At 64.6% G+C, this 25,100-nt stretch carries 17 protein-coding genes, 2 tRNA genes and 3 rRNA genes; 6 read left to right on the plus strand and 16 right to left on the minus strand.

All coding sequences use genetic code 11. The annotated features are described in order from the left end of the window. Nucleotides 1-100 precede the first annotated feature (100 nt). Entirely contained in the window at nt 101-1,216 is a 1,116-nt protein-coding gene (locus KU887_RS34295; protein WP_034203766.1) for an aromatic ring-hydroxylating dioxygenase subunit alpha, read from the plus strand. 33 nt (nt 1,217-1,249) lie between these two features. Here KU887_RS34295 and KU887_RS34300 read toward each other — a convergent pair whose 3' ends face one another. From KU887_RS34300 to KU887_RS34335, 8 genes are all read right to left on the minus strand, one after another. Continuing rightward, nucleotides 1,250-1,639: a cytidine deaminase gene (locus KU887_RS34300; RefSeq protein WP_006485641.1), complete on the minus strand. Its 390-nt coding sequence runs from the start codon at nt 1,637-1,639 to the stop codon at nt 1,250-1,252. Between the two features lie 25 nt (nt 1,640-1,664). Next, complete coding sequence (gene deoA / locus KU887_RS34305) at nt 1,665-2,981, minus strand: thymidine phosphorylase (protein ID WP_048985674.1); 1,317 nt, start codon at nt 2,979-2,981, stop codon at nt 1,665-1,667. Nucleotides 2,982-3,014: 33 nt separating this feature from the next. Beyond that, on the minus strand, nt 3,015-4,289 hold the full coding sequence (locus KU887_RS34310) for a NupC/NupG family nucleoside CNT transporter (RefSeq protein ID WP_258258649.1): 1,275 nt from the start codon (nt 4,287-4,289) through the stop codon (nt 3,015-3,017). A 248-nt stretch (nt 4,290-4,537) separates the two neighbouring features. Further along, the gene (hydA, locus tag KU887_RS34315) at nt 4,538-5,995 is read right to left on the minus strand and encodes a dihydropyrimidinase (RefSeq protein ID WP_006485639.1); all 1,458 of its coding nucleotides are present in this window, start codon (nt 5,993-5,995) and stop codon (nt 4,538-4,540) included. 65 nt (nt 5,996-6,060) lie between these two features. Beyond that, nucleotides 6,061-7,569, minus strand: coding sequence for an NCS1 family nucleobase:cation symporter-1 (locus tag KU887_RS34320; RefSeq protein WP_006498605.1), 1,509 nt, complete (start codon nt 7,567-7,569; stop codon nt 6,061-6,063). 101 nt (nt 7,570-7,670) lie between these two features. Next, entirely contained in the window at nt 7,671-8,987 is a 1,317-nt protein-coding gene (gene preA / locus KU887_RS34325) for an NAD-dependent dihydropyrimidine dehydrogenase subunit PreA (protein ID WP_077057117.1), read from the minus strand. Between the two features lie 55 nt (nt 8,988-9,042). Beyond that, nucleotides 9,043-10,380, minus strand: coding sequence for an NAD(P)-dependent oxidoreductase (locus KU887_RS34330; protein WP_200064159.1), 1,338 nt, complete (start codon nt 10,378-10,380; stop codon nt 9,043-9,045). A 127-nt stretch (nt 10,381-10,507) separates the two neighbouring features. Continuing rightward, nucleotides 10,508-11,788 carry a Zn-dependent hydrolase gene (locus KU887_RS34335; RefSeq protein WP_006498608.1) on the minus strand — a complete coding sequence of 427 codons (1,281 nt, stop codon included), beginning with the start codon at nt 11,786-11,788 and terminating at the stop codon, nt 10,508-10,510. A gap of 321 nt (nt 11,789-12,109) precedes the next feature. On the opposite strand from KU887_RS34335, the gene KU887_RS34340 reads away from it, so the two are divergent. Next, nucleotides 12,110-12,802 (plus strand): TetR/AcrR family transcriptional regulator, encoded by a 693-nt coding sequence (locus KU887_RS34340; RefSeq protein ID WP_006485720.1) that lies wholly within the window; start codon nt 12,110-12,112, stop codon nt 12,800-12,802. A 108-nt stretch (nt 12,803-12,910) separates the two neighbouring features. On the opposite strand, the gene KU887_RS34345 is transcribed toward KU887_RS34340, so the two are convergent. From KU887_RS34345 to KU887_RS34355, 3 genes are read right to left on the minus strand one after another with little or no spacing between them, the layout of a single operon-like run. Next, nucleotides 12,911-14,101 carry an acetyl-CoA C-acetyltransferase gene (locus KU887_RS34345; protein ID WP_034203774.1) on the minus strand — a complete coding sequence of 397 codons (1,191 nt, stop codon included), beginning with the start codon at nt 14,099-14,101 and terminating at the stop codon, nt 12,911-12,913. Between the two features lie 18 nt (nt 14,102-14,119). Next, a complete protein-coding gene (locus KU887_RS34350; RefSeq protein WP_006483642.1) occupies nt 14,120-14,887 on the minus strand; it encodes a 3-hydroxyacyl-CoA dehydrogenase in 768 nt (255 codons plus the stop codon). 13 nt (nt 14,888-14,900) lie between these two features. Further along, nucleotides 14,901-16,568, minus strand: a complete 1,668-nt coding sequence (locus tag KU887_RS34355; RefSeq protein WP_062885886.1) for an acyl-CoA synthetase — start codon at nt 16,566-16,568, stop codon at nt 14,901-14,903. 143 nt (nt 16,569-16,711) lie between these two features. Between KU887_RS34355 and KU887_RS34360 the strand changes: the two genes are divergently transcribed. The 4 genes from KU887_RS34360 to KU887_RS34375 all read left to right on the plus strand — a co-directional run bounded on the left by KU887_RS34360 (nt 16,712) and on the right by KU887_RS34375 (nt 19,522). Next, a complete protein-coding gene (locus KU887_RS34360; protein ID WP_059721215.1) occupies nt 16,712-17,716 on the plus strand; it encodes an AraC family transcriptional regulator in 1,005 nt (334 codons plus the stop codon). 175 nt (nt 17,717-17,891) lie between these two features. Then, nucleotides 17,892-18,491, plus strand: coding sequence for a hypothetical protein (locus KU887_RS34365; protein WP_006491465.1), 600 nt, complete (start codon nt 17,892-17,894; stop codon nt 18,489-18,491). Nucleotides 18,492-18,545: 54 nt separating this feature from the next. Beyond that, entirely contained in the window at nt 18,546-18,917 is a 372-nt protein-coding gene (locus KU887_RS34370) for a nuclear transport factor 2 family protein (protein ID WP_006483646.1), read from the plus strand. Between the two features lie 140 nt (nt 18,918-19,057). Beyond that, nucleotides 19,058-19,522, plus strand: a complete 465-nt coding sequence (locus KU887_RS34375; protein WP_258258660.1) for a GNAT family N-acetyltransferase — start codon at nt 19,058-19,060, stop codon at nt 19,520-19,522. A 138-nt stretch (nt 19,523-19,660) separates the two neighbouring features. Here KU887_RS34375 and rrf read toward each other — a convergent pair. The 5 genes from rrf to KU887_RS34400 form a co-directional block, all read right to left on the minus strand. Beyond that, nucleotides 19,661-19,773: ribosomal RNA gene (rrf, locus tag KU887_RS34380) — 5S ribosomal RNA — on the minus strand. Nucleotides 19,774-19,927: 154 nt separating this feature from the next. After that, nucleotides 19,928-22,809 (minus strand): 23S ribosomal RNA (locus KU887_RS34385). A gap of 289 nt (nt 22,810-23,098) precedes the next feature. Further along, nucleotides 23,099-23,174 (minus strand) — tRNA-Ala (locus KU887_RS34390). 39 nt (nt 23,175-23,213) lie between these two features. Beyond that, nucleotides 23,214-23,290: transfer RNA gene (locus KU887_RS34395), tRNA-Ile, on the minus strand. A gap of 63 nt (nt 23,291-23,353) precedes the next feature. Beyond that, a 16S ribosomal RNA gene (locus tag KU887_RS34400) occupies nt 23,354-24,886 on the minus strand. The 16S, 23S and 5S rRNA genes sit together here with 2 tRNA genes alongside, the layout of an rRNA operon. Between the last annotated feature and the right edge of the window lie 214 nt (nt 24,887-25,100).

Raw genomic sequence — 25,100 nt, forward strand, 5'->3', positions numbered from 1 at the left:
CATCGTGTCCGCCGCGGCCGGCAACTTCGCGTAGACTTCTCCTGATCCTCGCCGCATGATGCGGCATCCGGACCACCCGCCCAGCCAGGAGGCGTCACGCATGCGCGCAGTGCCTTTGCCTGACAGCAATACCCTCGAAGAACCGTCCACCGGCGCGGTCGTGCGCGACCTGCGCCGCGTGCCCATTCACCCCGATCACTGGTACCCGCTCGCGTGGTCGCGCGAGCTCAAGCGCGGCAAGACGCTCGGCGTGCGCTTCGCCGGCGATCCGATCGTGCTCGTGCGCACCGAATCGGGCGCCGTGTATGCGCTCGAAGATCGTTGCGCGCACCGCCAGGTGCCGCTGCACGCAGGCGTCGTGAGCGGCGAAACGCTGCGCTGCTGCTATCACGGCTGGACCTACGCGTGCGACAGCGGCCGCTGTGTCGACGTGCCCTACCTCGGCCGCGAACGCTTGCCCAACGGCGTGCGCGCGTATCCGTGCCGCGAGGCGCACGGGCTGATCTTCGTGTTCCCGGGAGACGCCACGCTCGCCGAGGCACGGCCGTTCCCCGCGCTCGAATCGGCGGACGATCGAGCGTTCAAGACACGCCGCTTCGGCCGCGAAGTCAAGTGCCACTATTCGTTCATGCACGAGAACCTGATGGACATGAACCATCAGTTCCTGCACCGCAAGCAGATGGGCCAGATGCGCGCACGCTCCGTGGGCCGCCGCCGCGGCGACGACTGGGTCGAGGTCGACTACACGTTCGCGCGGATGGAAGGCAAGCAGCCGGTCGGCGAGGCGCTCGTGTTCGGTTCGAGCAAGAAGCCCGGCGACCAGGCCAACAAGAGCGTGATGACGGTGCGCACCGAGTATCCGTACCAGACGCTGCGGATCCGGTCGAGCGAAGGCACGCTCGTGATGGACCTGTGGATCGTCTACGTGCCGCTCGACGCCGAGCAGCGCACCAACCGCACGTTCGGGCTGCTGTCGATCCACAAGCCCGGCATCCCGTTCGCGCTCGATCTCGCGTGGCCGCTGCTCGTATGGTTCACCGAGCGCATCTTCCGCGAGGATCGCTGGATCGTCGAACGAGAGCAGGAAGCGCATGACCAGCAGGGCGCCGACTGGAATCACGAGGTGTTCCCGGTCATCAACGAGCTGCGCGACCTGCTGCGCCAGTGCGGCGCGCGCACCGTGATCCCGATCCGCGACGCGCGTGACAGCGCATGAGGCGACGCGCGCATCTCGCCGCGGCGCGTGTGGTTACAGCATGAACGCGCCCGGCAGCAACGCGCGGGCCGTCGTGATCTCGACGGCCCCTTTCAGGTTGGTCAGGATCACTTCGATGTCGGGCTTGCCGATCTCGATGATCACCTGACGACACGCGCCGCACGGCGCGATCGGGCCGTCCGTGTCGCCGACGACCGCGAGCCGCGCGAAATCCCCGGGCCGATAGCCGGCGGCGATCGCCGCGAACAACGCCGTGCGTTCCGCGCAATTGCACAGTCCGTACGACGCGTTCTCGACGTTGCAGCCGTGGAAAACCGTGCCGTCGCGCGCCTGCAGCGCCGCGCCGACCTTGAAGCGCGAGTACGGCGCATACGCGCGCTCGCGCGCCGCCTTCGCCTGTTCGATCAGTTCGTCTCGTTCCATCGTGGTGAGGCCTCCGGGAGCAGGGTCAGTCGACCCGCTGGTAAAGGGTCGGCGGCACTTCGCCCGTGTCGCCGAGCACGTAGCCGCGGCGAATCGCGTCCGCCGCATGCGCCGCGGTCGCTTCGTCACGGGCGTGCACGAAACCGAGCGGCTCGCCCGCTTCGACGCGTTGCCCGATCTCCACGAGCGCCGACAGGCCGACGCTGACGTCGATCGCATCCTCCGCGCGCGTACGGCCGCCGCCGAGCGCGACCACCGCCAGCCCGAGCGCGCGGCAATCGACGCGCTGCACCACGCCGCTCGCGGGCGCCGGAACCGGCACGATCACCGCCGCGCGCGCCAGATGCCGTGCGGGCGCGTCGAGCAGGTCGGCGGGGCCACCGAGCGCGACGACCATGCGCGCGAAACGCTCGGCCGCCGCGCCCGAATCGAGCGCCTGCTGCAGCTTCTCGCGCGCGTGGCCGACGTCGCGCGCCAGCCCGCCGGTCACGAGCAACTCGGCCGACAACGCCATCGTCACGTCGTGCAACCGCGCGGGACGCGACTTGCCGGTCAGGTAGTCGATCGCGCACGCAACCTCGAGCGCGTTGCCCGCGCACGGCGCGAGCGACTGGTTCATGTCGGTGAGGATCGCAGTCGTCTTCATGCCGGCGCCGTTGCCGACGTCGACGATGCTGCGGGCCAGTTCCGCCGATTTCTCCGCGGTCGGCATGAACGCGCCGGAGCCGACCTTGACGTCCATCACGAGCCCGTCGAGCCCGGCCGCGAGTTTCTTCGACAGGATCGACGCGGTGATCATCGCGACCGATTCGACGGTCGCCGTCACGTCGCGGATCGCATAGATGCGCTTGTCGGCCGGCGCGAGCCGCGCGGTCTGCCCGATGATCGCGACGCCGACCTCGCGCACCGTGCGACGAAACGCGTCCGTGGCGGGCATCACGTCGTAACCGGGAATCGCGCTGAGCTTGTCGAGCGTGCCGCCGGTGTGACCGAGCCCGCGCCCCGAGATCATCGGCACGTAGCCGCCGCACGCGGCCACCATCGGCCCGAGCATCAGCGACACGACGTCGCCGACGCCGCCCGTCGAATGCTTGTCGATCACCGGCCCGTCGAGATCGAGCGCGCGCCAGTCGAGCACGTCGCCCGAATCGCGCTGCGCGAGCGTCAGCGCGACGCGCTCGTCGGTGCTCAGGTCGTTGAAATACACGGCCATCGCGAACGCGGCCACCTGGCCCTCGGTCACGCTGCCGTCGGTCACGCCGCGCACGAACGCGGCCATCCCGTCGCGATCGAGCGGCTGCCCGTCGCGCTTCCTGCGAATGAATTCCTGCGGTAGAAACATCGTTGCCTCGCTTCGATCGGTCGGAGTCTACTGTCAATGCAGCGAGAAAAACAGGCCGGCAATCGCCGCGCTCATCAGGTTCGACAGCGTCGCCGCCGTCAGCGCGCGCAAGCCGAGGCGCGCGACGTCCGAGCGGCGCTCGGGCGCGACCGCGCTGAAGCCGCCGGCGAGAATCGCGATCGACGAGAAGTTCGCGAAGCCGCACAGCGCGAACGACACGATCGCGAGCGTCTTCGGGTCGAGCACCTGCAGGCCGGCCGCCGCCGCATGCGCGCCGCCCTTCAGGTACGGCGACAGGTCGCCGTACGCGACGAATTCGTTGAAGATCAGCTTCTCGCCGATGAAGTTGCCGGCCAGCGCCGCATCGTGCCACGGCACGCCGATGATCCACGCGAGCGGCGCGAACAGGTGGCCGATGATGCCGACCAGCGTGACGTGCGGAAAGCCCACGAACGCGGCCGCGCCACCGACGATCAGGTTCATCAGCGCGATGAGCCCGACGAACGCGATCAGCATCGCGCCGACGTTGATCGCGATGCGCAGCCCGACCGATGCACCGGAGGCGGCCGCCTCGATCACGTTGGCGGCGCGCTTGTCGTCGAAATCCAGACCGTCGACCACCACGCGGCTCGGTTCGACGGTCGGAAACAGCAGCTTGCCGAACAGCAGCCCGCCCGGCACCGCCATGAACGACGCGGCGAGCAGGTACTCCATCTTCACGCCGAGGCCGGCATATCCGACCAGCACCGAGCCCGCGACCGATGCCATCCCGCTCGCCATCACCGTGAAGATCTCGGCGCTCGTCATGTTGCGCACGAACGGCTTCACGAGCGCGGGCATCTCGCTTTGCCCGAGGAAGATCGTCGCGACGGCCGAACACGCCTCGATGCGGCTCACGCCCAGCACCTTGGCGAGCCCCGCACCGAGGATCGCGACGATCCACTTCATCACGCCGATGTAGTACAGCACCGAGATCAGCGCGGTGACGAAGATGATCATCGGCAGCACGCGCAGGCCGAACACGAACCCGCCGTCGCCGAACAACTGGAACATCCGTGCGTCGACCAGACCACCGAACACGAACGCGATGCCGTGATTGCCCATGTCGAGCACGCGGTTGACGCCGTTCGCGGCCGCGGCCAGCGCCGCGCGACCCGACGGCACGAACAGCACGAGCGCGCCGATCGCGAACTGCGTGAGCAGCGCGGCGATCATGGTCCGCCCACTGACCGCGCGGCGGTTGTTCGACAGCAGATACGCGACCAGCAACAGAAACAGCATACCGAGGAGACTGCGCAGAATATCCACCTTGTGCTCCTTTCTCACTATTTGAACTGTCCGGCGGGCGGCCCGTGCCCGCGACCCGCGTGATCGGGTTGGTGGATGTTACTCGCTCGATATGCACGCCGGCAACGTCGCCAAAATCGCCGCGACCAATGGCGTCGATCGTTTCTTTTTTCGTGCTTCGACGACTTGATCAGTTGTTCTACCTACCTCGTGAAAACGCGCGCGGGGCGCGCCGTTCGAACGGGCACGCCCCGCCTGCTACGCATCGCTCAACCCGCGCGTTCGACCGGATGGGGTTCGCGCAGCCGGTTCGCGATCCGCGCGGCCTCGTAGTAGCCGGCACCGGGCGGGCGCTTCAGGTAACGGCCCGCGCCGCGCACCGCGCGCAATTCACCGTCGGCCCAGGCGAGTGCGCCGCGCGTGAGCGTGTGCGTCGCGACGCCCTGCACGGTCATCCCCTCGAACACGTTGAAGTCGACCTGCTGGTGATGCGTGTTCACCGAGATCGTCTTCGTCGCGGCCGGGTCCCATACGACGAGGTCGGCATCGGCGCCGACCTGCACGGCGCCCTTGCGCGGATACAGGTTGAAGATCTGCGCGGCGTTCGTCGACGTGATCCGCACGAACTCGTTCGGCGTGATGCGGCCATGATTCACGCCGTGATGCCACAGCACCGACATGCGATCCTCGACGCCGCCGCAGCCGTTCGGGATCTTCGTGAAATCGTTGCGGCCCATCGCCTTCTGCGATGCGCAGAACACGCAGTGATCGGTCGCCGTCGTATGCAGCTGCCCCGACTGCAGCCCGCGCCACAGCGCCTCGCGATGCTCGGCGGAGCGGAACGGCGGGCTCATCACGTGGGCCGCCGCGCGCGTCCAGTCCGGATCGCGATAGACGGCCTCGTCGATCACCAGGTGGCCCGGCAGCACTTCGCCGAACACGCGCAGCCCTTCGCTGCGCGCGCGCGTGATCACGTCGACCGCATCCTTCGCCGACACGTGCACGATATACACGGGCACGCCGAGCACCTGCGCGATGCGGATCGCGCGGTTCGCGGCCTCGCCTTCCACCTCCGGCGGCCGCGACAGCGGATGCGCCTCCGGCCCCGTCATCCCGCGCGCGAGCAGCGCCTTTTGCAGCTGGAACACGAGCTCGCCGTTCTCCGCGTGCACGGTCGGCAGCGCGCCGAGTTCGAGCGAACGCGTGAAGCTGTTCACGAGGATCTCGTCGTCGGCCATGATCGCGTTCTTGTACGCCATGAAGTGCTTGAAGCTCGACACGCCATGCTCGCGCACGAGCGTGCCCATGTCGCGGTGCACGCTGTCGTCCCACCACGTCACGGCCACGTGAAAGCCGTAATCGGAAGCCGATTTCTCGGCCCAGCCGCGCCATTCGTGGAATGCCTCCATCAGCGGCTGCTTCGGGCTCGGAATCACGAAGTCGATGATGCTCGTCGTGCCGCCCGCCAGCCCGGCGGCCGTGCCCGAGTAGAAATCGTCGCTCGCCCGCGTGCCCATGAACGGCAACTCCATGTGCGTATGCGGATCGATGCCGCCCGGCATCACGTACTGGTCGTGCGCGTCGACGACGGTCGCGCCGGCCGGCGCATCGATCTGCTCCGCGATCTGCAGGATCGTGCCGCCGTCCTGCGGGTCCGCGCAGAGCACGTCCGCGCGATAGGAACGGTCTGCATCGACCACGGTGCCGCCACGAATCAGGATTGCCATTTGCTTGCCTCCTCGTTGACTGTCGGGTGCCGCATGCCGCGTGCGAGTCGAAGCCGGCTCGCGCGTCATGCGCTCGCGATCTGCGCGCGCTGTCCGGCGCGCCACTTCATCCAGGTGCCGTACACGCCCGACGCCAGCACGAGGCCGACGAACCACGCGTACGTGTAAAGCGTGTTGAAGAACGCCGGCACGTTCGGGAACGACGCGGGAAACGCGGTATGCAGGAAGCCCGGCAGGTTCGGCAGCACGCCGACCGCGAGCGCGACCAGCGCGGCCGGGTTCCAGCCGCGCGCGTAGCTGAAGCCGCCGGCCTCGTCGAACAGCGCACGCGTGTCGAGCTGCGTGCCGCGAATCAGGAAGTAGTCGACCATCAGGATGCCCGCGACCGGCCCGAGCAACGCCGAATAGCCGACGAGCCAGGTGAAGATATAGCCGTCCGTCGTCGCGAGGATCTTCCACGGCATCATCGCGATCGCGATCGTCGCGGTGATCATCCCGCCCGTGCGGTACGAGATCGCCTTCGGCCACAGGCTCGAGAAGTCGTACGCGGGGCCGACGAGATTCGCGGCGAGGTTGCAGCACATCGTGTCGAGCGTGAGGATCACGAGCGCGATGCCGACGCCGATGCCCGTCATCCGGCTCGTCAGGTCGATCGGATCCCAGATCGCGTTGCCGTAGATCACGACGGTTGCCGACGTCACGACGACCGACACCACCGACAGCAGCGCCATCGGCAGCGGCAGCCCGATCGACTGCCCGATCATCTGGTCGCGCTGCGAATGCGCGAAGCGCGTGAAATCCGGAATGTTCAGCGCGAGCGTCGCCCAGAAGCCGACCATCGCGGTCAGGCCCGGCCAGAAGGTCGCCCAGAACAGCCCGGCCTTCTTGCCGCCTGCCGCGAACTGCGACGGCGCCGACAGCATCGAGCCGAACCCGCCCGCCTTCGACGTCGCCCACCACACGAGCGCCACGCACATCACGACCTTGATCGGCGCGGACCAGCTTTCGAGCCAGCGGATCGAATCGGTGCCGTGCCAGATGAAGTACAGCTGCAGCGCCCAGAACACGAGGAAGCACGCGAGTTGCCCGAACGAGATGCCGACGAGCGGCAGCGCCGCGCCGTGCAGCGCATTGCCGGTCAGGATGTTCAGCAGCGTGTAGATCGCGCTGCCGCCGAGCCAGGTCTGGATGCCGTACCAGCCGCAGGCGACGATCGCGCGCAACAGCGCCGGCAGCTTCGCGCCCTGCGTGCCGAACGACGCGCGCACGAGCACCGCGTACGGAATCCCGTGCTTCGCGCCCGCATGGCCGATCAGCAGCATCGGCACGAGCACGATCAGGTTCCCGAGCAGCACCGTCATCACCGCCTGCCACGGCGACATGCCTTCCTGGATCAGCCCGGCCGCGAGCATGTACGACGCGATGTTCATCACCATCCCGACCCACAGCGCCGCGAAGTGGTACCACTTCCACGTGCGCTGCGCCGGCGTCGTCGGCGCGAGATCGTCGTTGTACAGGCTGCCGCCGTGCGCCGCGGCGCTGTCGGGATCGGCGGGATTCGCTGCGTGATTCATCGAACACACTCCACGAAAACGTCAACGCCGGCATCGTGCGATGCCGGCCCGGGTGGAACGAAAGGCGGCGATGCAGGATGACCCTCCTCGCCGGACGCCGGTCAGGCAGCCTTCTTCGCGTGCTTCTCCGGTGCCGCCGCGCCTGCACCCGCCCCCGCCTCCACGCTCGCCGGATTATTCGGATGCGTGGTCCAGTTCGCGTAGTCGCCCGAATCGACGCGCTCCATCGTGATGCATTGCTCGACCGGACACACATGCATGCAAAGATTGCACCCGACGCACGCCGAATCGACCACTTCGAAATGCCGCACGCCGTCCTTCGTCGCCGTGATCGCCTGGTGCGAGGTGTCCTCGCACGCGATATGGCACAGCCCGCACTGGATGCAGCGGTCCTGGTCGATGCGCGCCTTGATGTCGTACTTCAGGTTCAGGTATTTCCAGTCGGTGACGTTCGGCACCGCGCGGCCGCGGATGTCGTCGAGCGTCGCGTAGCCCTTCTCGTCCATCCAGTTCGACAGCCCGTCGGCGAGATCCGACACGATCCGGAAGCCGTAATGCATCGCGGCGGTGCACACCTGCACGCTGCCGGCGCCGAGCACCATGAACTCGGCCGCGTCGCGCCATGACGAGATGCCGCCGATGCCCGAGATCGGCAGGTCCGGCGTTTCCGGGTCGCGGGCGATTTCCGCGACCATGTTCAGCGCGATCGGCTTGACCGCCGGCCCGCAATAGCCGCCGTGCGTGCCCTTGCCGTCGACGGTCGGCATCGGCGCCATGTGGTCGAGATCGACCGCGACGATCGAGTTGATCGTGTTGATCAGCGACACGCCGTCCGCGCCGCCCTTGTACGCAGCGCGCGAGCCCATCCGGATGTCGCTGATGTTCGGTGTGAGCTTCACGAGGCACGGCAGCTTCGTGCCCTCCTTCACCCAGCGCGTGACCATCTCGACGTATTCAGGCACCTGCCCGACCGCCGCGCCCATCCCGCGCTCGCTCATCCCGTGCGGGCAACCGAAGTTGAGCTCGACCGCGTCGGCCCCGGTATCCTCGACGAGCGGCAGGATCCATTTCCAGTCGCGCTCGTTGCACGGCACCATCAGCGACACGATCAGCGCGCGGTCCGGCCAGTCGCGCTTCACCTGCGCGATCTCTCTCAGGTTCACGTCGAGCGGACGATCGGTGATCAGCTCGATGTTGTTCAACCCCGCGATGCGCTGGCCGTTCCACTGCACGGCGCCGTAGCGCGAACTGACGTTGACGACGTGCGGGTCGAGCCCGAGCGTCTTCCAGACGACGCCGCCCCAGCCCGCCTCGAATGCGCGATTGACGTTGTAGGCCTTGTCGGTCGGTGGCGCGGACGCCAGCCAGAAGGGATTCGGCGAAGTGATGCCTGCGATGGTGCAGCGAAGATCGGCCATGTTCGGCTCCGTGAGAATGGGATCGTGTTCGGTGTGCCGGCGGGACGCCGCGCGTTCAGGCCGCCTTCGCGTCGCGCGCGGCGAGCGTCGCGTCGATCGACGCGGCCGCGCGCTTGCCGTCCTGCACGGCCTGCACCGTGAGATCGATGCCGTCGGTCGCCGCGCAGTCGCCGCCGGCCCACACGTCCGGCAGCGCCGTGCGCCCGTCCGCATCGACCGCGATCCGCGTGCGGTCCGAAGTCAGCAACGTGGCCGCGATGCCGTCCGGCACGAGCGTCTGGCCGATCGCCTTCAGCACCATGTCCGCATCGATGGTGAAGCGCTCGCCCGATGCGCCCTCGAATTCGACGCCCGTCACCTGCCCGTCCGTGCCCGCGATACGCACCGGCTTCGCGTGCGTGACGAGCGTGACGCCGCTCTTCTGCGCGAACTCGCGCTCGGCCCACGTCGCGCTCATCGCGTCCACGCCGCGCCGGTACACCATCGTCACGCGCTCGGCGCCGAGCTTGCGGCTCTGCACCGCCGCATCGATCGCCGTATTGCCGCCGCCGATCACGACCACGCGCCGCCCGACCGGCACGTTCGCGAGCGCGTCGGCCTGCCGCACCTGCGCGATGAAATCGACCGCGTTCATCACGCCGCCCAGTTGCTCGCCGTCGATCGCGAGCGCGCGCACGCCACCGAGCCCCATCGCGAGGAATACCGCGTCGTGCTGCTCGCGCAGCGCATCGAGCGTCACGTCGCGTCCGAGCGCCGCACCGGTTTTCAGCGTGATGCCGCCCACCGACAGCAGCCACTCGACCTCGCGTTGCGCGAAATCGTCGACGGTCTTGTACGCGGCGATCCCGTATTCGTTGAGGCCGCCGGCCTTCGGACGCGCGTCGAACAGCGTGACACGATGCCCGGCGAGCGCGAGCCGGTGCGCGCACGCGAGCCCGGCCGGCCCCGCGCCGACCACCGCCACATGGCGGCCCGTCTCCGGCGCGCGCCGGAACTGCACCGCGCCGGTCTGCATCGCCCAGTCGGTCGCATGCCGCTGCAGCGCGCCGATCGCGACCGGCTGCGCATCCTGATGGTTGCGCACACAAGCGCCTTCACAGAGGATCTCGGTCGGGCACACACGTGCGCACATCCCGCCGAGCGGATTCGCGGACAGGATGTCGGTCGCGGCGCCTTTCAGGTTGCCGTTGCCGATCTTGCGGATGAAGCTCGGAATGTCGATCTGCGTCGGGCACGCGTGCACGCACGGTGCGTCGTAGCAGTAATGGCAGCGGCTCGCGGCGGCCGCCGCCGCGGTCGGATCGAGCAGCGGCGCGATATCGGCGAATTCGCACGAGAGTTGCGTGGACGACAGGCGATGCGCGGCGATATCGCCGGTTGGCTGGGTGGTCATACGCGTTCCTTCGGCTGGGTGGAGACAAAGCCGTCCCCGCCGGCTGCGAATGCACAGTCGGGGCGGTCATGCTTAGGCATGCAAATTTCTGACGACAGGCAGCCTCGCGGCTGCTACGGCCGATCCATCATGAAGCCGGCTCGCATGCGCGCGACAGCATCGCGTGCAGCAGCACGTTCGCGCCGGCCTCGATCCATGCGGGCGTCGCGTCCTCGATCTCGTTGTGGCTGATGCCGTCGACGCAGGGCACGAACACCATCGACGTCGGCGCGACCTGCGCGAGATAGCACGCGTCGTGGCCCGCGCCCGACACGATGTCGCGATGCGAATAGCCGAAGCGGTCGGCCGCGCCGCGCACGGCCGCCACACACGCAGGATCGAACGCGACCGGCTTGTAGTAGAAAATCTGCTCGAGCTCGGTGTCGAGCCCGATGTCGGCCGCGATGCGCGCGACGCCGTCGCGCAGCGCCGCATCCATCTTCGCGAGCACGGCGTCGTCCGGATGACGGAAATCGACGGTGAAGAACACGCGGCCCGGAATCACGTTGCGCGAGTTCGGGTGGACCTGCATCATGCCGACCGTCGCACAGCCGAACGGCGCATGATCGAGGCCGATCCGGTTGACGAGATCGACCACGCGCGACGCACCGAGCAGCGCGTCGCGGCGGCGCGGCATCGGCGTCGGCCCCGCGTGCGCTTCCTGGCCGGTGAACGTGATCTCGTACCAGCGCTGCCCCTGCGCGTCGGTCACGACGCCGATCGTCTTGCATTCCGCTTCGAGAATCGGCCCCTGCTCGATATGCAGCTCGAACGCCGCGTGCAGCTTGCGCCCGCCGCACGGCACGTCGCCCGCATAACCGATGCGCGCCAGTTCCTCGCCGATCGTCTTGCCGTCGACGTCCTTGCGCGACAGCCCGTATTCGAGCGGGAACACGCCCGCGAACACGCCCGATGCGACCATCGCGGGCGCGAAGCGCGAACCCTCTTCATTGGTCCAGATCACGACCTCGACGGGATGCTCGGTCTCGATGCCGTGGTCGTTGAGACTGCGAATCACTTCGAGGCCGCCGAGCACGCCGTAGATGCCGTCGAAGCGTCCGCCGGTCGGCTGCGAATCCGCGTGCGAGCCCGTGACGACCGGCGCGGCGTCGGCCACGCGGCCCGCGCGGCGCATGAACACGTTGCCCATCGTATCGACCGTCACCGTGCAGCCGGCCGCCTTCGCCCAGCCGACGATCAGGTCGCGGCCGGCCTTGTCGAGATCGGTCAGCGCGAGGCGGCACACGCCGCCTTTCGGCGTCGCGCCGATTTTCGCGACTTCCATCAGGCTGTCCCACAACCGCTTGCCGTCGACCTTGATCGACGTGTCGAAAGCTGCCCGCTTCACTGTTTCCGATACCGCGTTCATTCGTATCGCTCCTGTGGGGTCGGTGATGTCGTCAGCCCGGTCTGTGCCGGTGCGTGTGATGCCTGTTTCGAGGGCACACCGCCCGGATGCGGTGCATGTCCCCGTCGATTCGCGAAACGCGCAAATCCTGTCCGATTGGACAGGTTTTAGACGATCAAAATGACCAGCGCAACGTCTTTCTTGCGTGACGCGATGGAGCGAGAAACGTGCCACCGCAACGCAGCATCGCGGTGGAATCGCGGCATCCGGATGCGTGCGCGCGACGCGAATCAGCAGCTAGAATGAAGCCCAACGCGGCATGGCCGCCGCGCGAGGGACACGATGAGACATGACGAGGCGGCGATCGAAGCCACCGACCGGGACGAAACGCCCGCGCCTTTGCGGCGACGCAAGGCACACATTCGCGAGTCCAACGAAGCCCATCTGCTCGCGTGCGCGGAAGCCGTATTCGCGGAACGCGGGCTCGCCGGCGCCAGCACCGCGATGATCGCGGAGCGCGCGGGCCTGCCGAAGGCGAATGTGCACTACTACTTCCCGACCAAGCTTGCGCTGTACCGCCGCGTGCTCGACGACCTGTTCGAGGACTGGCATCGCGCGGCCGGCTCGTTCGAGGCCGGCGACGATCCGGTGGAGGCGATCGGCAGCTACGTGCGCGCGAAGATGGCGCTGTCGCAGCGGCGCCCGCTCGGCTCGAAGGTCTGGGCCAACGAGATCATCCACGGCGCGGAACACATGCAGGACATCCTGTCGCAACGCGTGAAGCCGTGGTTCGACGCGCGCATCAACGTGATCGACGGCTGGATCGCGCGCGGACTGCTCGCGCCGATCGACCCGCATGCGCTGATGTACCTGATCTGGGCGACCACGCAGCACTATGCGGATTTCGATGCGCAGATTCGCGCGCTGAGCGGCAAGCGCGCGTTCACGAAGAAGGCGTTCGACGACAGGACCGAACAGGTCGTGCAACTCGTGATTCGCGCATGCGGCGCGGTATCGCCGAACGCGAAGTCGTAGCGCGACACGGCGATCAACCAAATAAAAACGGGCGGCGCGCACCACACGGAAGGTCCCGTGCGATACGCGCCGCCCGCGATGCCACGGACGGACGAACGATGCGTCGCGTTACGCGAGGCGCTCGATCGCGACGGCCGTCGCTTCGCCGCCGCCGATGCACAGCGATGCGACGCCGCGCTTCAAGCCGTACGTTTCGAGCGCGGCCAGCAGCGTCACCATCACGCGCGCACCCGATGCGCCGATCGGATGCCCGAGCGCGCATGCGCCGCCGTGCACGTTGACCTTCTCGTGCGGCAGGTCGAGGTCGCGCATCGCGGCCATCGGCACCACCGCGAACGCTTCGTTGATCTCGAACAGGTCGACGTCGCGCAGGTTCCAGCCGGTTTTCTCCGACAGCTTGCGCAGCGCGCCGATCGGCGCGGTCGCGAACAGGCCGGGCTTGTCCGCATGAGTCGAATGCCCGACGATCACGGCCTTCGGCGTGAGGCCGAGGCGCTCGGCTTCCGAGCGACGCATCATCACGAGCGCGGCCGCGCCGTCCGAAATCGACGAGGCGTTCGCGGCCGTCACCGTGCCGCCGTCGCGGAACGCCGGCTTCAGCGTCGGGATCTTGTCGAGTTTCGCCTTGCCCGGCTGCTCGTCGATCGACACGACGCTTTCCGTCTTGCCGGCCTTCACGGTCACCGGCGCGATTTCCGACACGAAACGCCCTTCCGCGATCGCGCGCTGCGCCCGCGTCAGCGACGCAATCGCGAACGCATCCTGCGCTTCGCGCGTGAACTGGTAGGCCTGCGCGCAATCCTCGGCGAAGGTACCCATCAGGCGGCCCTTTTCATACGCGTCCTCGAGCCCGTCGAGGAACATGTGGTCGAGCACCTGCCCATGACCCATGCGCATGCCCGCGCGCGCCTTCGGCAGCAGGTACGGCGCATTCGTCATGCTCTCCATCCCGCCCGCCACGGCCACGCCCGCCGAACCCGCCAGCAGCAGGTCGTGCGCGAACATCGCGGCCTTCATCCCGGAGCCGCACATCTTGTTGACCGTGGTCGCACCCGCGGCGAGCGGCAGCCCGGCCTTCAGCGCGGCCTGGCGCGCCGGCGCCTGGCCCTGGCCGGCCGGCAGCACGCAGCCGAACACGATCTCGTCGATGCGCTCGGCGGACACGTTCGCGCGCTCGAGCGCGGCGCGAATCGCCACCGCGCCAAGGTCGCTCGCGCTGGCCGCCGCCAGGTCGCCCTGAAAACCGCCCATCGGCGTGCGCGCCGCGCCCACGATTACGATCGGATCCTGAGTCGTCATGATTCGCTTCCTCCAGTGTCAGCGCGGTGCCATGCGCAACGCGCCATCGAGACGGATAACTTCGCCGTTCAACATCGTGTTCTCGGCGATGTGGCGCACCAGCGCCGCAAATTCTTCCGGGCGGCCGAGCCGCGGCGGGAACGGCACGCTCTTGCCGAGCGCGTCCTGCACGTCCTGCGGCATGCCGGCCATCATCGGCGTCGCGAAGATGCCGGGCGCGACCGTCACGACGCGAATGCCGAAGCGCGCGAGCTCGCGTGCGATCGGCAGCGTCATGCCCACCACGCCGCTCTTCGACGCCGCATACGCAGCCTGTCCGATCTGCCCGTCAAACGCCGCGACCGATGCGGTATTGACGATCACGCCGCGCTCGCCTTCCGCGTCGGCGTCCTGCTTCGACATCGCTTCGGCGGCCAGCCGGATCATGTTGAACGTGCCGACCAGATTGATCGACACCGCGCGCGCGAAGCGGTCGAGCGAATGCGGGCCGTCGCGGCCGACGACCTTCTCGCCCGGCGCGACGCCCGCGCAGTTGACGAGCACGTCGACGCGGCCGAACGCGTCGCGCGCGGCCGCGACGGCTGCCTGACCATCGGCTTCGCTCGTCACGTCGGTCTTCACGAAGCGCGCGGCCGCGCCGAGTTCGTTCGCGAGGCTCGTGCCCGCCTCGTCATTGACGTCCAGCAGCACGGCTTTGCCGCCCTGCGCGACGACCATGCGCGCCACCGCGGCGCCGAGGCCGGAACCGGCACCGGTAATCAGAAAAACGCGATCCTTGATATTCATTCGCAGTCCGTATTCAGGGTTGAGCGGCTTTCTCGGCTTCCATCTTGCGCAACACGAAGCGCTGGATCTTGCCGCTCGGGGTTTTCGGCAGCGCGTCGACGAAGTCGATCGCGCGCGGATAAGCGTGAGCGGACAGCCGCCGCTTCACGTGCAGACTCAATTCCTCGGCCAGTTCCGGCGTGCCGTCGAACCCTTTCGACAGGACGACGAACGCCTTCACGATCTCCGTGCGCTCCGGATCGGGCACACCGATCACGGCAGCCTCGCTGACGGCCGGATGCTCGATCAGCGCACTTTCCACGTCGAACGGGCCGATCCGGTAGCCGGACGACGTGATCACGTCGTCCGCGCGGCCGATGAAGCTCACGGTGCCATCCGGCTCCAGCTCGACGTTGTCGCCGGTCCGGTAGTAGCCGCCCGCGATCGCCGGCGTGTCCTGCTGCCAGTAGCCGCGGAACCACAGCAGCGGCGAGCGCGCGATGTCGATCGCGAGGTTGCCGGGCTCGCCGGGGCCAAGCTCGCGGCCGGCTTCGTCGAGCACCGCGACACGGTAGCCCGGCATCGCGAGGCCGGCCGAACCGGCATGGATGACGTGCGTGAGGCCGTGATGATTGTTGACGACCATCCCGAGTTCGGTCTGGCCGTAGTGGTCATGGATCGGCGCGCCGAGCGCCGCGTGGAACCAGCGCACGACTTCGGGATTCAGCGGCTCGCCGGCACTGCTGACCACGCGCAGCTGGCCTTTCAGCCGTGCGGCCGCTTCGTTGCCGGCCGCCATCAGCATCCGGTACGCGGTCGGTGAACCGGCGAGGCTCGTGATGCCGAGTCGCTCGATCACGTCGTAGGTGCTCTCGACCGTGAAGCTGCCCTCGTACAGCGTCGTCGCATGACCAAGGAGCAGCGGGCCGGTGATCGCGTAATAGAGCCCGTACGCCCAGCCCGGATCGGCGATGTTCCAGAACCGGTCGCTCGCGCGCAGGTCGACCGCTTCGCGCATGTACGCGCCGAACGCGAGCAGCGCGTACAGCGGCACCGGCACGCCCTTCGGCAGGCCCGTCGTGCCCGACGTCGACATCATCATGAACAGGTCCGCCCCCTTGCGCAGCACCGGCTCGAACGTATCGGACTGCGCAGCGAGCGCCGCGCGGAAATCGATGTCGTGAGCCGGCAGCGTCTCGCCTGCTTCGCGCACCGTCGCGACCGTCGGACAGTCGGCAATTTCGTCGAGCTTCGCGCGATTCGCGACGTTGGTCACGACCAGCCGCGCGCCGCTCATGCGCAGCCGGTGCTCGATCGCCTTCGGGCCGAACGCGGTAAACAGCGGCTGGTACACGGCGCCCGCGCGCCACGTGCCGAGGATCGTCGCGACGAGTTCCGGCGTGCGCGGCAGCATGCCGGCCACCACGTCGCCCGGTTTCACGCCCTGCGCGACGAGCAGGTGCGCGACCCGGGCCGACAACGCCTGCATCTGCGCGAAGGTGAAGCGATGGTGCTGGCCGCCGGCGTCGATCCAGTCGAGCGCGATCGCGTCCGCCTTCGCGTGCCGGTCGCAGCATTCGACACACGCGTTCAGGCCGCGCTCCAGGTCGCCGTCCAGTTGCGCGGCGGCGGTCTCGATACTGAACCGGGCCACGGCGTCGGCGTAGGCCGGCACCGCCCGGGCGGTAGCTCCTTCAGGCATGCGTGTCTCCTGTGCGTTATGGCCGCCGGCGAGCCAGGGGCGCGACGGGGATACATCGATAGTAGACAGCCCCTACATTGCAATCAATGACAAACGGAATCTAGAATCGTGATCGCTTTTGCCATGTCGGAGGACGCAGGAAAATGGGGCCGCAGATGATTTCGCCGGATTTCGTCGACGATGCGCTTGCGTGCCTGCGCCGGCGCGGCCTGCCGACCGTGCCCGTGCTGCGTGCCGCGGGGCTGCCGGCCGCCGTGCACGAGCCCGTCACGCCCCAGCAGTACGGCCGGCTGTGGCTCGCGATCGCCGGTGCGCTCGACGACGAGTTCTTCGGACTCGCCGCGCGCCCGATGCGGCGCGGCAGCTTCACGCTGCTGTGCCACGCGGTGCTGCATGCCGGCACGCTCGACAAGGCGCTGCGGCGCGCGCTGAAGTTTCTGCGCGTGGTGCTCGACGAGCCGCACGGCGAGCTCGTGGTGGCCGACGGGCAGGCGCAGATCGTGCTGGCGCAATCGGGCGCGCCGTACCCGGCGTTCGCGTACCGGACGTTCTGGCTGATCCTGCTTGGCGTCGCGTGCTGGCTGATCGGCCGGCGCATCCCGCTGCAGCGCATCGATTTCGCGTGCCCGAGCGCCGGCCAGCGCAGCGACTATCACCAGTTCTTCGGCGTCCCCGTGCATTTCGACCGGCCCGACAGCCGGCTCGCGTTCAACGCCGCGTACCTCGCGCTGCCGACGATCCGTTCGGAGCAGGCGCTGAAGACCTTCCTGCGCGGCGCGCCCGGCAACCTGCTCGTGCGCTACCGGCACGACACCGGCTGGGTCGCGAAGACGCGCGCGCATCTCAAGGCGCGGCCGGCCGCCGAATGGCCCGACTTCGACACGCTGGCCGTGCGCCTCGACACGACGCCCGCGACGCTGCGGCGGCGTTTGCGCAGCGAAGGGCAAAGCTTCGCGGCGATCAAGGACGAGTTGCGCGGCGCGCTCGCGCAGTCGCTGCTGCGCGGGCACGCGCTCAGCGTCGCGGAGATCGCGGCCGAGCTCGGCTTCACCGAGCCGAGCGCGTTTCATCGCGCGTTCCGGAAATGGACGGGGACGAGCCCCGGTGCCTTCCGGCGCGACGTGCATGCGGCTCAGGCGGAGTCTTGAATGGCTGATGGATGTGGAGCGCCTCGTCATGTGCCGTCGATACGCTCCAGTCCGGTTTCTTCTGCGTTCCGGTGCGAATCCGCGCAGCGTTCACCGCACCGCGGAGCCGGCACGACGTTGCGCCGCGATCCGTCAGACCACATACTGGTCGGCCAGTCCGGACGAGGTTGCGTCGATGGTGAATGTCGATCAGGGCGCCGCTTCGATCTTCGGCGCGATCGGAACGGCCGTGTCGTTGCTGGCGGCGATTCCTTACGCGCTCGCGATCTATCGGCGCACCGTGCGTCCGCATCTGTTCACGTGGCTCGTGTGGTCGGTCGTCACGGCGATCGCGGCTGCCGGCCAGTTCGTCGCGGGCGCGGGGCCGTCCGCGTGGTGCACGGCGGCGATCGCCGTCACGTGCTTTCTGACGCTGATCGCCAGCCTGTTTCGCGGCGAACGCGGCTGGACGGGCCTCGACTGGCTGTTCCTGTGCGCGGCCCTGTCGGCCATTCCGCTGTGGAAGCTGACCGACGATCCGACGGTGTCGATCTGTCTGGTTACGCTGATCGAGCTTGCCGGCCTCGGCCCGACCGTGCGCAAGACGATCCGCGATCCGTGGAGCGAGAGCCTCGCGTATTTCGCGCTATGCGTGCTCAAGTACGCACTGGCGCTGCTGGCACTGAGCACGTGGAGTGTCGCGGTCGCGTTCTATCCGGCCGTCAACCTCATCGCGTCGATCGGCATCTGCATGGTGATGCTGGTCCGGCGTCAGTCGTTGTCGAACGCGCGGTAGGCTGCGTTTGTCACCGCCATGCCGCTCCCCTTCCGAAATGATGCGAGGCCTGACATGGACGCAATCCGTACCGTCATCGAACCCTATGAGACCGCGCTCCGCACAGCGATGCTGAGCAACGACGTCGAAGCGCTCGACGCGCTGCTGGACGACGATCTGGTATTCACCGCCCCGACCGGCCAGGTCATCTCCAAGGAGGACGACCTCACCGCGCATCGGGCGAAGCTTCTGCGTCTCGACACACTCGACGTCCTCGAGAGGCGCGCATGCGCGATCGACGAGATGATCCTGACCACGACGCGAGCGACTCTCGCCGGACATTTCGATGGCGCGGCATTCGCCGGCACGTTTGCCTATACGCGTGTCTGGCGTCGATCGGGCGCCCACTGGCGTGTCGTCGCCGGACATGCGTCGCAGGTCATGTAACTGCGACGGGCGTGTGGGGATGCATAGTGTCGAGCAAAGCCGCTGCGAGCAGCCGGCCGTCGACCGGACGGTGAGATGCCGCGATCCCGACGATGCACTGATGAAGGCGCGACACGGTGTCGGCAATGACGAGAGACGAAATGCACGAGCTATTTACCGTGCGTTCCGCGCGTGCCGCGGACGCAGACGAACTCACGCGACTGGCGCGCCTGTCGAAAGCGCACTGGGGCTATCCGAAGGAATGGCTGGACGTGTGGCAAAACGATTTCACGATCTCGCCGGAGACGATCGAAGGGGCGATCGGTTATGTCGCGGAATCAGGCGAGTCGATCATCGGGTTCTGGATCCGAGCATCGTTGAATTCGGATCGACCAACACTCGGATGGCTGTTCGTTCATCCCGATCACATGGGTCAGGGTGTCGCCCGTGCGCTGTGGGAATCAGTTCGGACCGAGGCCGCTGCGAGAGGAATCAAGCGCTTCGTGATCGAAGCAGATCCCAATGCCGCGCCGTTCTATCTGACACTGGGGGCTGAAAAGATCGGCGAAAAGGAATCGAGCGCTATCCCGGGCAGATTTTTTCCGATCTTGCGGATCATGGTCTGATGGGTGAGGAGATCGCAGCAAGATGGCTCACTGCGTACGGTTGACGAGATTGGGCTACCGACTGCGGCAAGCATGTTTTTTTGGCACGCCAATGCAAAAACCCCCGCCTTTCGGGCGGGGGTTTCTGGCTTGAGGGGAGCCTGACGATTACCTACTTTCACACGGGAATCCGCACTATCATCGGCGTAGAGTCGTTTCACGGTCCTGTTCGGGATGGGAAGGGGTGGGACCGACTCGCTATGGTCATCAGGCAAAGGGGGTTGTTCTGCTGGCGTGGCCAACAGAACCAATCTGGGAAGAAGCAGTAATTTAGGTTGTGTGTATCACACACGAGAATCCAACTTGTCGCTCTGGATCGCGGCCAGTGCTTGCGCACGGCGCCGATCTACAAGGCAGACTTGTTATAGGATCAAGCCTTACGGGCAATTAGTATCAGTTAGCTGAACGCATTACTGCGCTTACACACCTGACCTATCAACGTCCTGGTCTCGAACGACCCTTCAAGGGGATCTAGTCCCCAGGGATATCTCATCTTAAGGCGAGTTTCCCGCTTAGATGCTTTCAGCGGTTATCTCTTCCGAACATAGCTACCCGGCGATGCCACTGGCGTGACAACCGGTACACCAGAGGTTCGTCCACTCCGGTCCTCTCGTACTAGGAGCAGCCCCCTTCAAATATCCAACGCCCACGGCAGATAGGGACCAAACTGTCTCACGACGTTTTAAACCCAGCTCACGTACCTCTTTAAATGGCGAACAGCCATACCCTTGGGACCGGCTACAGCCCCAGGATGAGATGAGCCGACATCGAGGTGCCAAACACCGCCGTCGATATGAACTCTTGGGCGGTATCAGCCTGTTATCCCCAGAGTACCTTTTATCCGTTGAGCGATGGCCCTTCCATACAGAACCACCGGATCACTATGACCTGCTTTCGCACCTGCTCGACTTGTCGGTCTCGCAGTTAAGCACGCTTATGCCATTGCACTATCAGCACGATTTCCGACCGTACCTAGCGTACCTTCGTACTCCTCCGTTACGCTTTGGGAGGAGACCGCCCCAGTCAAACTGCCTACCATGCACTGTCCCCGACCCGGATCACGGGCCAAGGTTAGAACCTCAAACAAACCAGGGTGGTATTTCAAGGACGGCTCCACCGAAACTAGCGTTCCGGTTTCATAGCCTCCCACCTATCCTACACAGATCGGTTCAAAGTCCAATGCAAAGCTACAGTAAAGGTTCATGGGGTCTTTCCGTCTAGCCGCGGGTAGATTGCATCATCACAAACACTTCAACTTCGCTGAGTCTCGGGAGGAGACAGTGTGGCCATCGTTACGCCATTCGTGCAGGTCGGAACTTACCCGACAAGGAATTTCGCTACCTTAGGACCGTTATAGTTACGGCCGCCGTTTACCGGGACTTCAATCAAGAGCTTGCACCCCATCATTTAATCTTCCGGCACCGGGCAGGCGTCACACCCTATACGTCCACTTTCGTGTTTGCAGAGTGCTGTGTTTTTATTAAACAGTCGCAGCCACCAGTTTATTGCAACCCCTTCACCCTCCTGGCGCAGGCCAGTCAAGCTACAAGGGCGTACCTTATCCCGAAGTTACGGTACCAATTTGCCGAGTTCCTTCTCCCGAGTTCTCTCAAGCGCCTTAGAATACTCATCTCGCCCACCTGTGTCGGTTTGCGGTACGGTCATCGTTAGACTGAAGCTTAGAGGCTTTTCTTGGAACCACTTCCAATTGCTTCGCTCCCTAAGGAGCTCGCGCCACACCCTTGAATCCTGCGCCCGGATTTGCCTAAGCGCCTTCTCCAATGCAGCGACCGGGACTTCCAACACCCGGACAACCTTCCGCGATCCGTCCCCCCATCGCATCTAACAATGGTGCAGGAATATTGACCTGCTTCCCATCAGCTACGCATTTCTGCCTCGCCTTAGGGGCCGACTCACCCTACGCCGATGAACGTTGCGTAGGAAACCTTGGGCTTACGGCGAGGGGGCCTTTCACCCCCTTTATCGCTACTCATGTCAGCATTCGCACTTCCGATACCTCCAGCACCCTTTACAAGGCACCTTCGCAGGCTTACGGAACGCTCTCCTACCATGCGTGCTAAGCACGCATCCGCAGCTTCGGTATATAGCTTAGCCCCGTTACATCTTCCGCGCAGGACGACTCGATCAGTGAGCTATTACGCTTTCTTTAAAGGGTGGCTGCTTCTAAGCCAACCTCCTGACTGTTTTAGCCTTCCCACTTCGTTTCCCACTTAGCTATATTTGGGGACCTTAGCTGGCGGTCTGGGTTGTTTCCCTCTTGACACCGGACGTTAGCACCCGATGTCTGTCTCCCGTGATTGCACTCTTCGGTATTCGGAGTTTGCTATGGCGGGGTAATCTGCAATAGACCCCCCAACCATGACAGTGCTCTACCCCCGAAGGTGAGACACGAGGCACTACCTAAATAGTTTTCGGAGAGAACCAGCTATTTCCAGGTTTGTTTAGCCTTTCACCCCTATCCACAGCTCATCCCCTAACTTTTCAACGTTAGTGGGTTCGGACCTCCAGTACGTGTTACCGCACCTTCATCCTGGCCATGGATAGATCACCTGGTTTCGGGTCTACGCCCAGCAACTGAACGCCCTATTCGGACTCGCTTTCGCTACGCCTGCCCTATACGGTTAAGCTTGCTACTGAACGTAAGTCGCTGACCCATTATACAAAAGGTACGCCGTCACCCCTTGCGAGGCTCCGACTGTTTGTATGCATGCGGTTTCAGGATCTATTTCACTCCCCTCCCGGGGTTCTTTTCGCCTTTCCCTCACGGTACTGGTTCACTATCGGTCGATCACGAGTATTTAGCCTTGGAGGATGGTCCCCCCATCTTCAGACAGGATTTCACGTGTCCCGCCCTACTTGTCGCACACCTAGTTCTTTCATACTGTTTTCGCCTACAGGGCTATCACCTGCTATGGCCGCACTTTCCAGAGCGTTCGGCTAACAATACAAATAAAGAGTGCAAGGCTCATCCCATTTCGCTCGCCACTACTTTGGGAATCTCGGTTGATTTCTTTTCCTGCGGTTACTTAGATGTTTCAGTTCACCGCGTTCGCTTCACATGGCCTATGTATTCAGCCATGGATACTCCAAAAGGAGTGGGTTTCCCCATTCGGACATCTACGGATCAAAGCTTGTTTGCCAGCTCCCCGTAGCTTTTCGCAGGCTACCGCGTCCTTCATCGCCTGTGATCGCCAAGGCATCCACCACATGCACTTGTTCGCTTGACCCTATAACGAGTCTGTCTCATCGACAGTCGCTACAGGTTGAGTTCTCGCGTTGTGCCGTATTCCAATTGAGTCAAACTTAGAGTTCGAATCATCTTGAGATACATCGATACAATCACAACCCGGATAGTTTTCACGTCCATCTCAAAGACGCTTCCGCTATCCAAATTACTTACTTCTTCCAGATTGTTAAAGAACGACAGCCGATATCTGTTGATATCCTCTGACTGGCTCAATCGCCAATGCAAAATTCTCGGTTCAGTGTCTGAACCAAGCCCTTAGCGTTGGTGATTGGTGGAGGCAGACGGGATCGAACCGACGACCCCCTGCTTGCAAAGCAGGTGCTCTCCCAGCTGAGCTATGCCCCCATGTACAGATTTGCCTCAGGTGTACCTACCGCCAGACAATGGTGGGTCTGGTTGGATTCGAACCAACGACCCCCGCCTTATCAAGACGGTGCTCTAACCGACTGAGCTACAGACCCCTGAGTCTGTCTTTAATTTACAGCCGATAAGCGTGAGCGCTCAACTTGTGCGAGAAGCTCTGGAAAGGAGGTGATCCAGCCGCACCTTCCGATACGGCTACCTTGTTACGACTTCACCCCAGTCATGAATCCTACCGTGGTGACCGTCCTCCTTGCGGTTAGACTAGCCACTTCTGGTAAAACCCACTCCCATGGTGTGACGGGCGGTGTGTACAAGACCCGGGAACGTATTCACCGCGGCATGCTGATCCGCGATTACTAGCGATTCCAGCTTCATGCACTCGAGTTGCAGAGTGCAATCCGGACTACGATCGGTTTTCTGGGATTAGCTCCCCCTCGCGGGTTGGCAACCCTCTGTTCCGACCATTGTATGACGTGTGAAGCCCTACCCATAAGGGCCATGAGGACTTGACGTCATCCCCACCTTCCTCCGGTTTGTCACCGGCAGTCTCCTTAGAGTGCTCTTGCGTAGCAACTAAGGACAAGGGTTGCGCTCGTTGCGGGACTTAACCCAACATCTCACGACACGAGCTGACGACAGCCATGCAGCACCTGTGCGCCGGTTCTCTTTCGAGCACTCCCGCCTCTCGGCAGGATTCCGACCATGTCAAGGGTAGGTAAGGTTTTTCGCGTTGCATCGAATTAATCCACATCATCCACCGCTTGTGCGGGTCCCCGTCAATTCCTTTGAGTTTTAATCTTGCGACCGTACTCCCCAGGCGGTCAACTTCACGCGTTAGCTACGTTACTAAGGAAATGAATCCCCAACAACTAGTTGACATCGTTTAGGGCGTGGACTACCAGGGTATCTAATCCTGTTTGCTCCCCACGCTTTCGTGCATGAGCGTCAGTATTGGCCCAGGGGGCTGCCTTCGCCATCGGTATTCCTCCACATCTCTACGCATTTCACTGCTACACGTGGAATTCTACCCCCCTCTGCCATACTCTAGCCTGCCAGTCACCAATGCAGTTCCCAGGTTGAGCCCGGGGATTTCACATCGGTCTTAGCAAACCGCCTGCGCACGCTTTACGCCCAGTAATTCCGATTAACGCTTGCACCCTACGTATTACCGCGGCTGCTGGCACGTAGTTAGCCGGTGCTTATTCTTCCGGTACCGTCATCCCCCGACTGTATTAGAGCCAAGGATTTCTTTCCGGACAAAAGTGCTTTACAACCCGAAGGCCTTCTTCACACACGCGGCATTGCTGGATCAGGCTTTCGCCCATTGTCCAAAATTCCCCACTGCTGCCTCCCGTAGGAGTCTGGGCCGTGTCTCAGTCCCAGTGTGGCTGGTCGTCCTCTCAGACCAGCTACTGATCGTCGCCTTGGTAGGCCTTTACCCCACCAACTAGCTAATCAGCCATCGGCCAACCCTATAGCGCGAGGCCCGAAGGTCCCCCGCTTTCATCCGTGGATCGTATGCGGTATTAATCCGGCTTTCGCCGGGCTATCCCCCACTACAGGACATGTTCCGATGTATTACTCACCCGTTCGCCACTCGCCACCAGGTGCAAGCACCCGTGCTGCCGTTCGACTTGCATGTGTAAGGCATGCCGCCAGCGTTCAATCTGAGCCAGGATCAAACTCTTCAGTTCAAACCTGTTACTGTTTTCGGTTCTTTCGAACCGGTCGCTCACTCAAAGCTGACAGGAATATGAATCACTTCATAAACCTGACTTACTTTAGTGTGAGACTCTTGATACTTTTGCTATCTGATCCGAGGATCAGCTCGCTGTCATCAAGCGCCCACACTTATCGGCTGTTAATTTTTAAAGAGCATGTCTGCGAGGGATCTTGAACCCCTCAGCA

The sequence above is a fragment of the Burkholderia sp. EMB26 genome (assembly GCF_024730645.1).
GTDB classification, from domain to species: domain Bacteria; phylum Pseudomonadota; class Gammaproteobacteria; order Burkholderiales; family Burkholderiaceae; genus Burkholderia; species Burkholderia cenocepacia.

What these genes read in the sequence shown, in the direction of transcription:
- KU887_RS34295 (WP_034203766.1), top strand. Translation starts at nt 101, where the DNA reads ATGCGCGCAGTGCCTTTGCCTGACAGCAATACCCTCGAAGAACCGTCC.
- KU887_RS34300 (WP_006485641.1), bottom strand. Translation starts at nt 1,639, where the DNA reads ATGGAACGAGACGAACTGATCGAACAGGCGAAGGCGGCGCGCGAGCGC.
- deoA (WP_048985674.1), bottom strand. Translation starts at nt 2,981, where the DNA reads ATGTTTCTACCGCAGGAATTCATTCGCAGGAAGCGCGACGGGCAGCCG.
- hydA (WP_006485639.1), bottom strand. Translation starts at nt 5,995, where the DNA reads ATGGCAATCCTGATTCGTGGCGGCACCGTGGTCGATGCAGACCGTTCC.
- KU887_RS34320 (WP_006498605.1), bottom strand. Translation starts at nt 7,569, where the DNA reads ATGAATCACGCAGCGAATCCCGCCGATCCCGACAGCGCCGCGGCGCAC.
- preA (WP_077057117.1), bottom strand. Translation starts at nt 8,987, where the DNA reads ATGGCCGATCTTCGCTGCACCATCGCAGGCATCACTTCGCCGAATCCC.
- KU887_RS34330 (WP_200064159.1), bottom strand. Translation starts at nt 10,380, where the DNA reads ATGACCACCCAGCCAACCGGCGATATCGCCGCGCATCGCCTGTCGTCC.
- KU887_RS34335 (WP_006498608.1), bottom strand. Translation starts at nt 11,788, where the DNA reads ATGAACGCGGTATCGGAAACAGTGAAGCGGGCAGCTTTCGACACGTCG.
- KU887_RS34340 (WP_006485720.1), top strand. Translation starts at nt 12,110, where the DNA reads ATGAGACATGACGAGGCGGCGATCGAAGCCACCGACCGGGACGAAACG.
- KU887_RS34345 (WP_034203774.1), bottom strand. Translation starts at nt 14,101, where the DNA reads ATGACGACTCAGGATCCGATCGTAATCGTGGGCGCGGCGCGCACGCCG.
- KU887_RS34350 (WP_006483642.1), bottom strand. Translation starts at nt 14,887, where the DNA reads ATGAATATCAAGGATCGCGTTTTTCTGATTACCGGTGCCGGTTCCGGC.
- KU887_RS34355 (WP_062885886.1), bottom strand. Translation starts at nt 16,568, where the DNA reads ATGCCTGAAGGAGCTACCGCCCGGGCGGTGCCGGCCTACGCCGACGCC.
- KU887_RS34360 (WP_059721215.1), top strand. Translation starts at nt 16,712, where the DNA reads ATGGGGCCGCAGATGATTTCGCCGGATTTCGTCGACGATGCGCTTGCG.
- KU887_RS34365 (WP_006491465.1), top strand. Translation starts at nt 17,892, where the DNA reads ATGGTGAATGTCGATCAGGGCGCCGCTTCGATCTTCGGCGCGATCGGA.
- KU887_RS34370 (WP_006483646.1), top strand. Translation starts at nt 18,546, where the DNA reads ATGGACGCAATCCGTACCGTCATCGAACCCTATGAGACCGCGCTCCGC.
- KU887_RS34375 (WP_258258660.1), top strand. Translation starts at nt 19,058, where the DNA reads ATGCACGAGCTATTTACCGTGCGTTCCGCGCGTGCCGCGGACGCAGAC.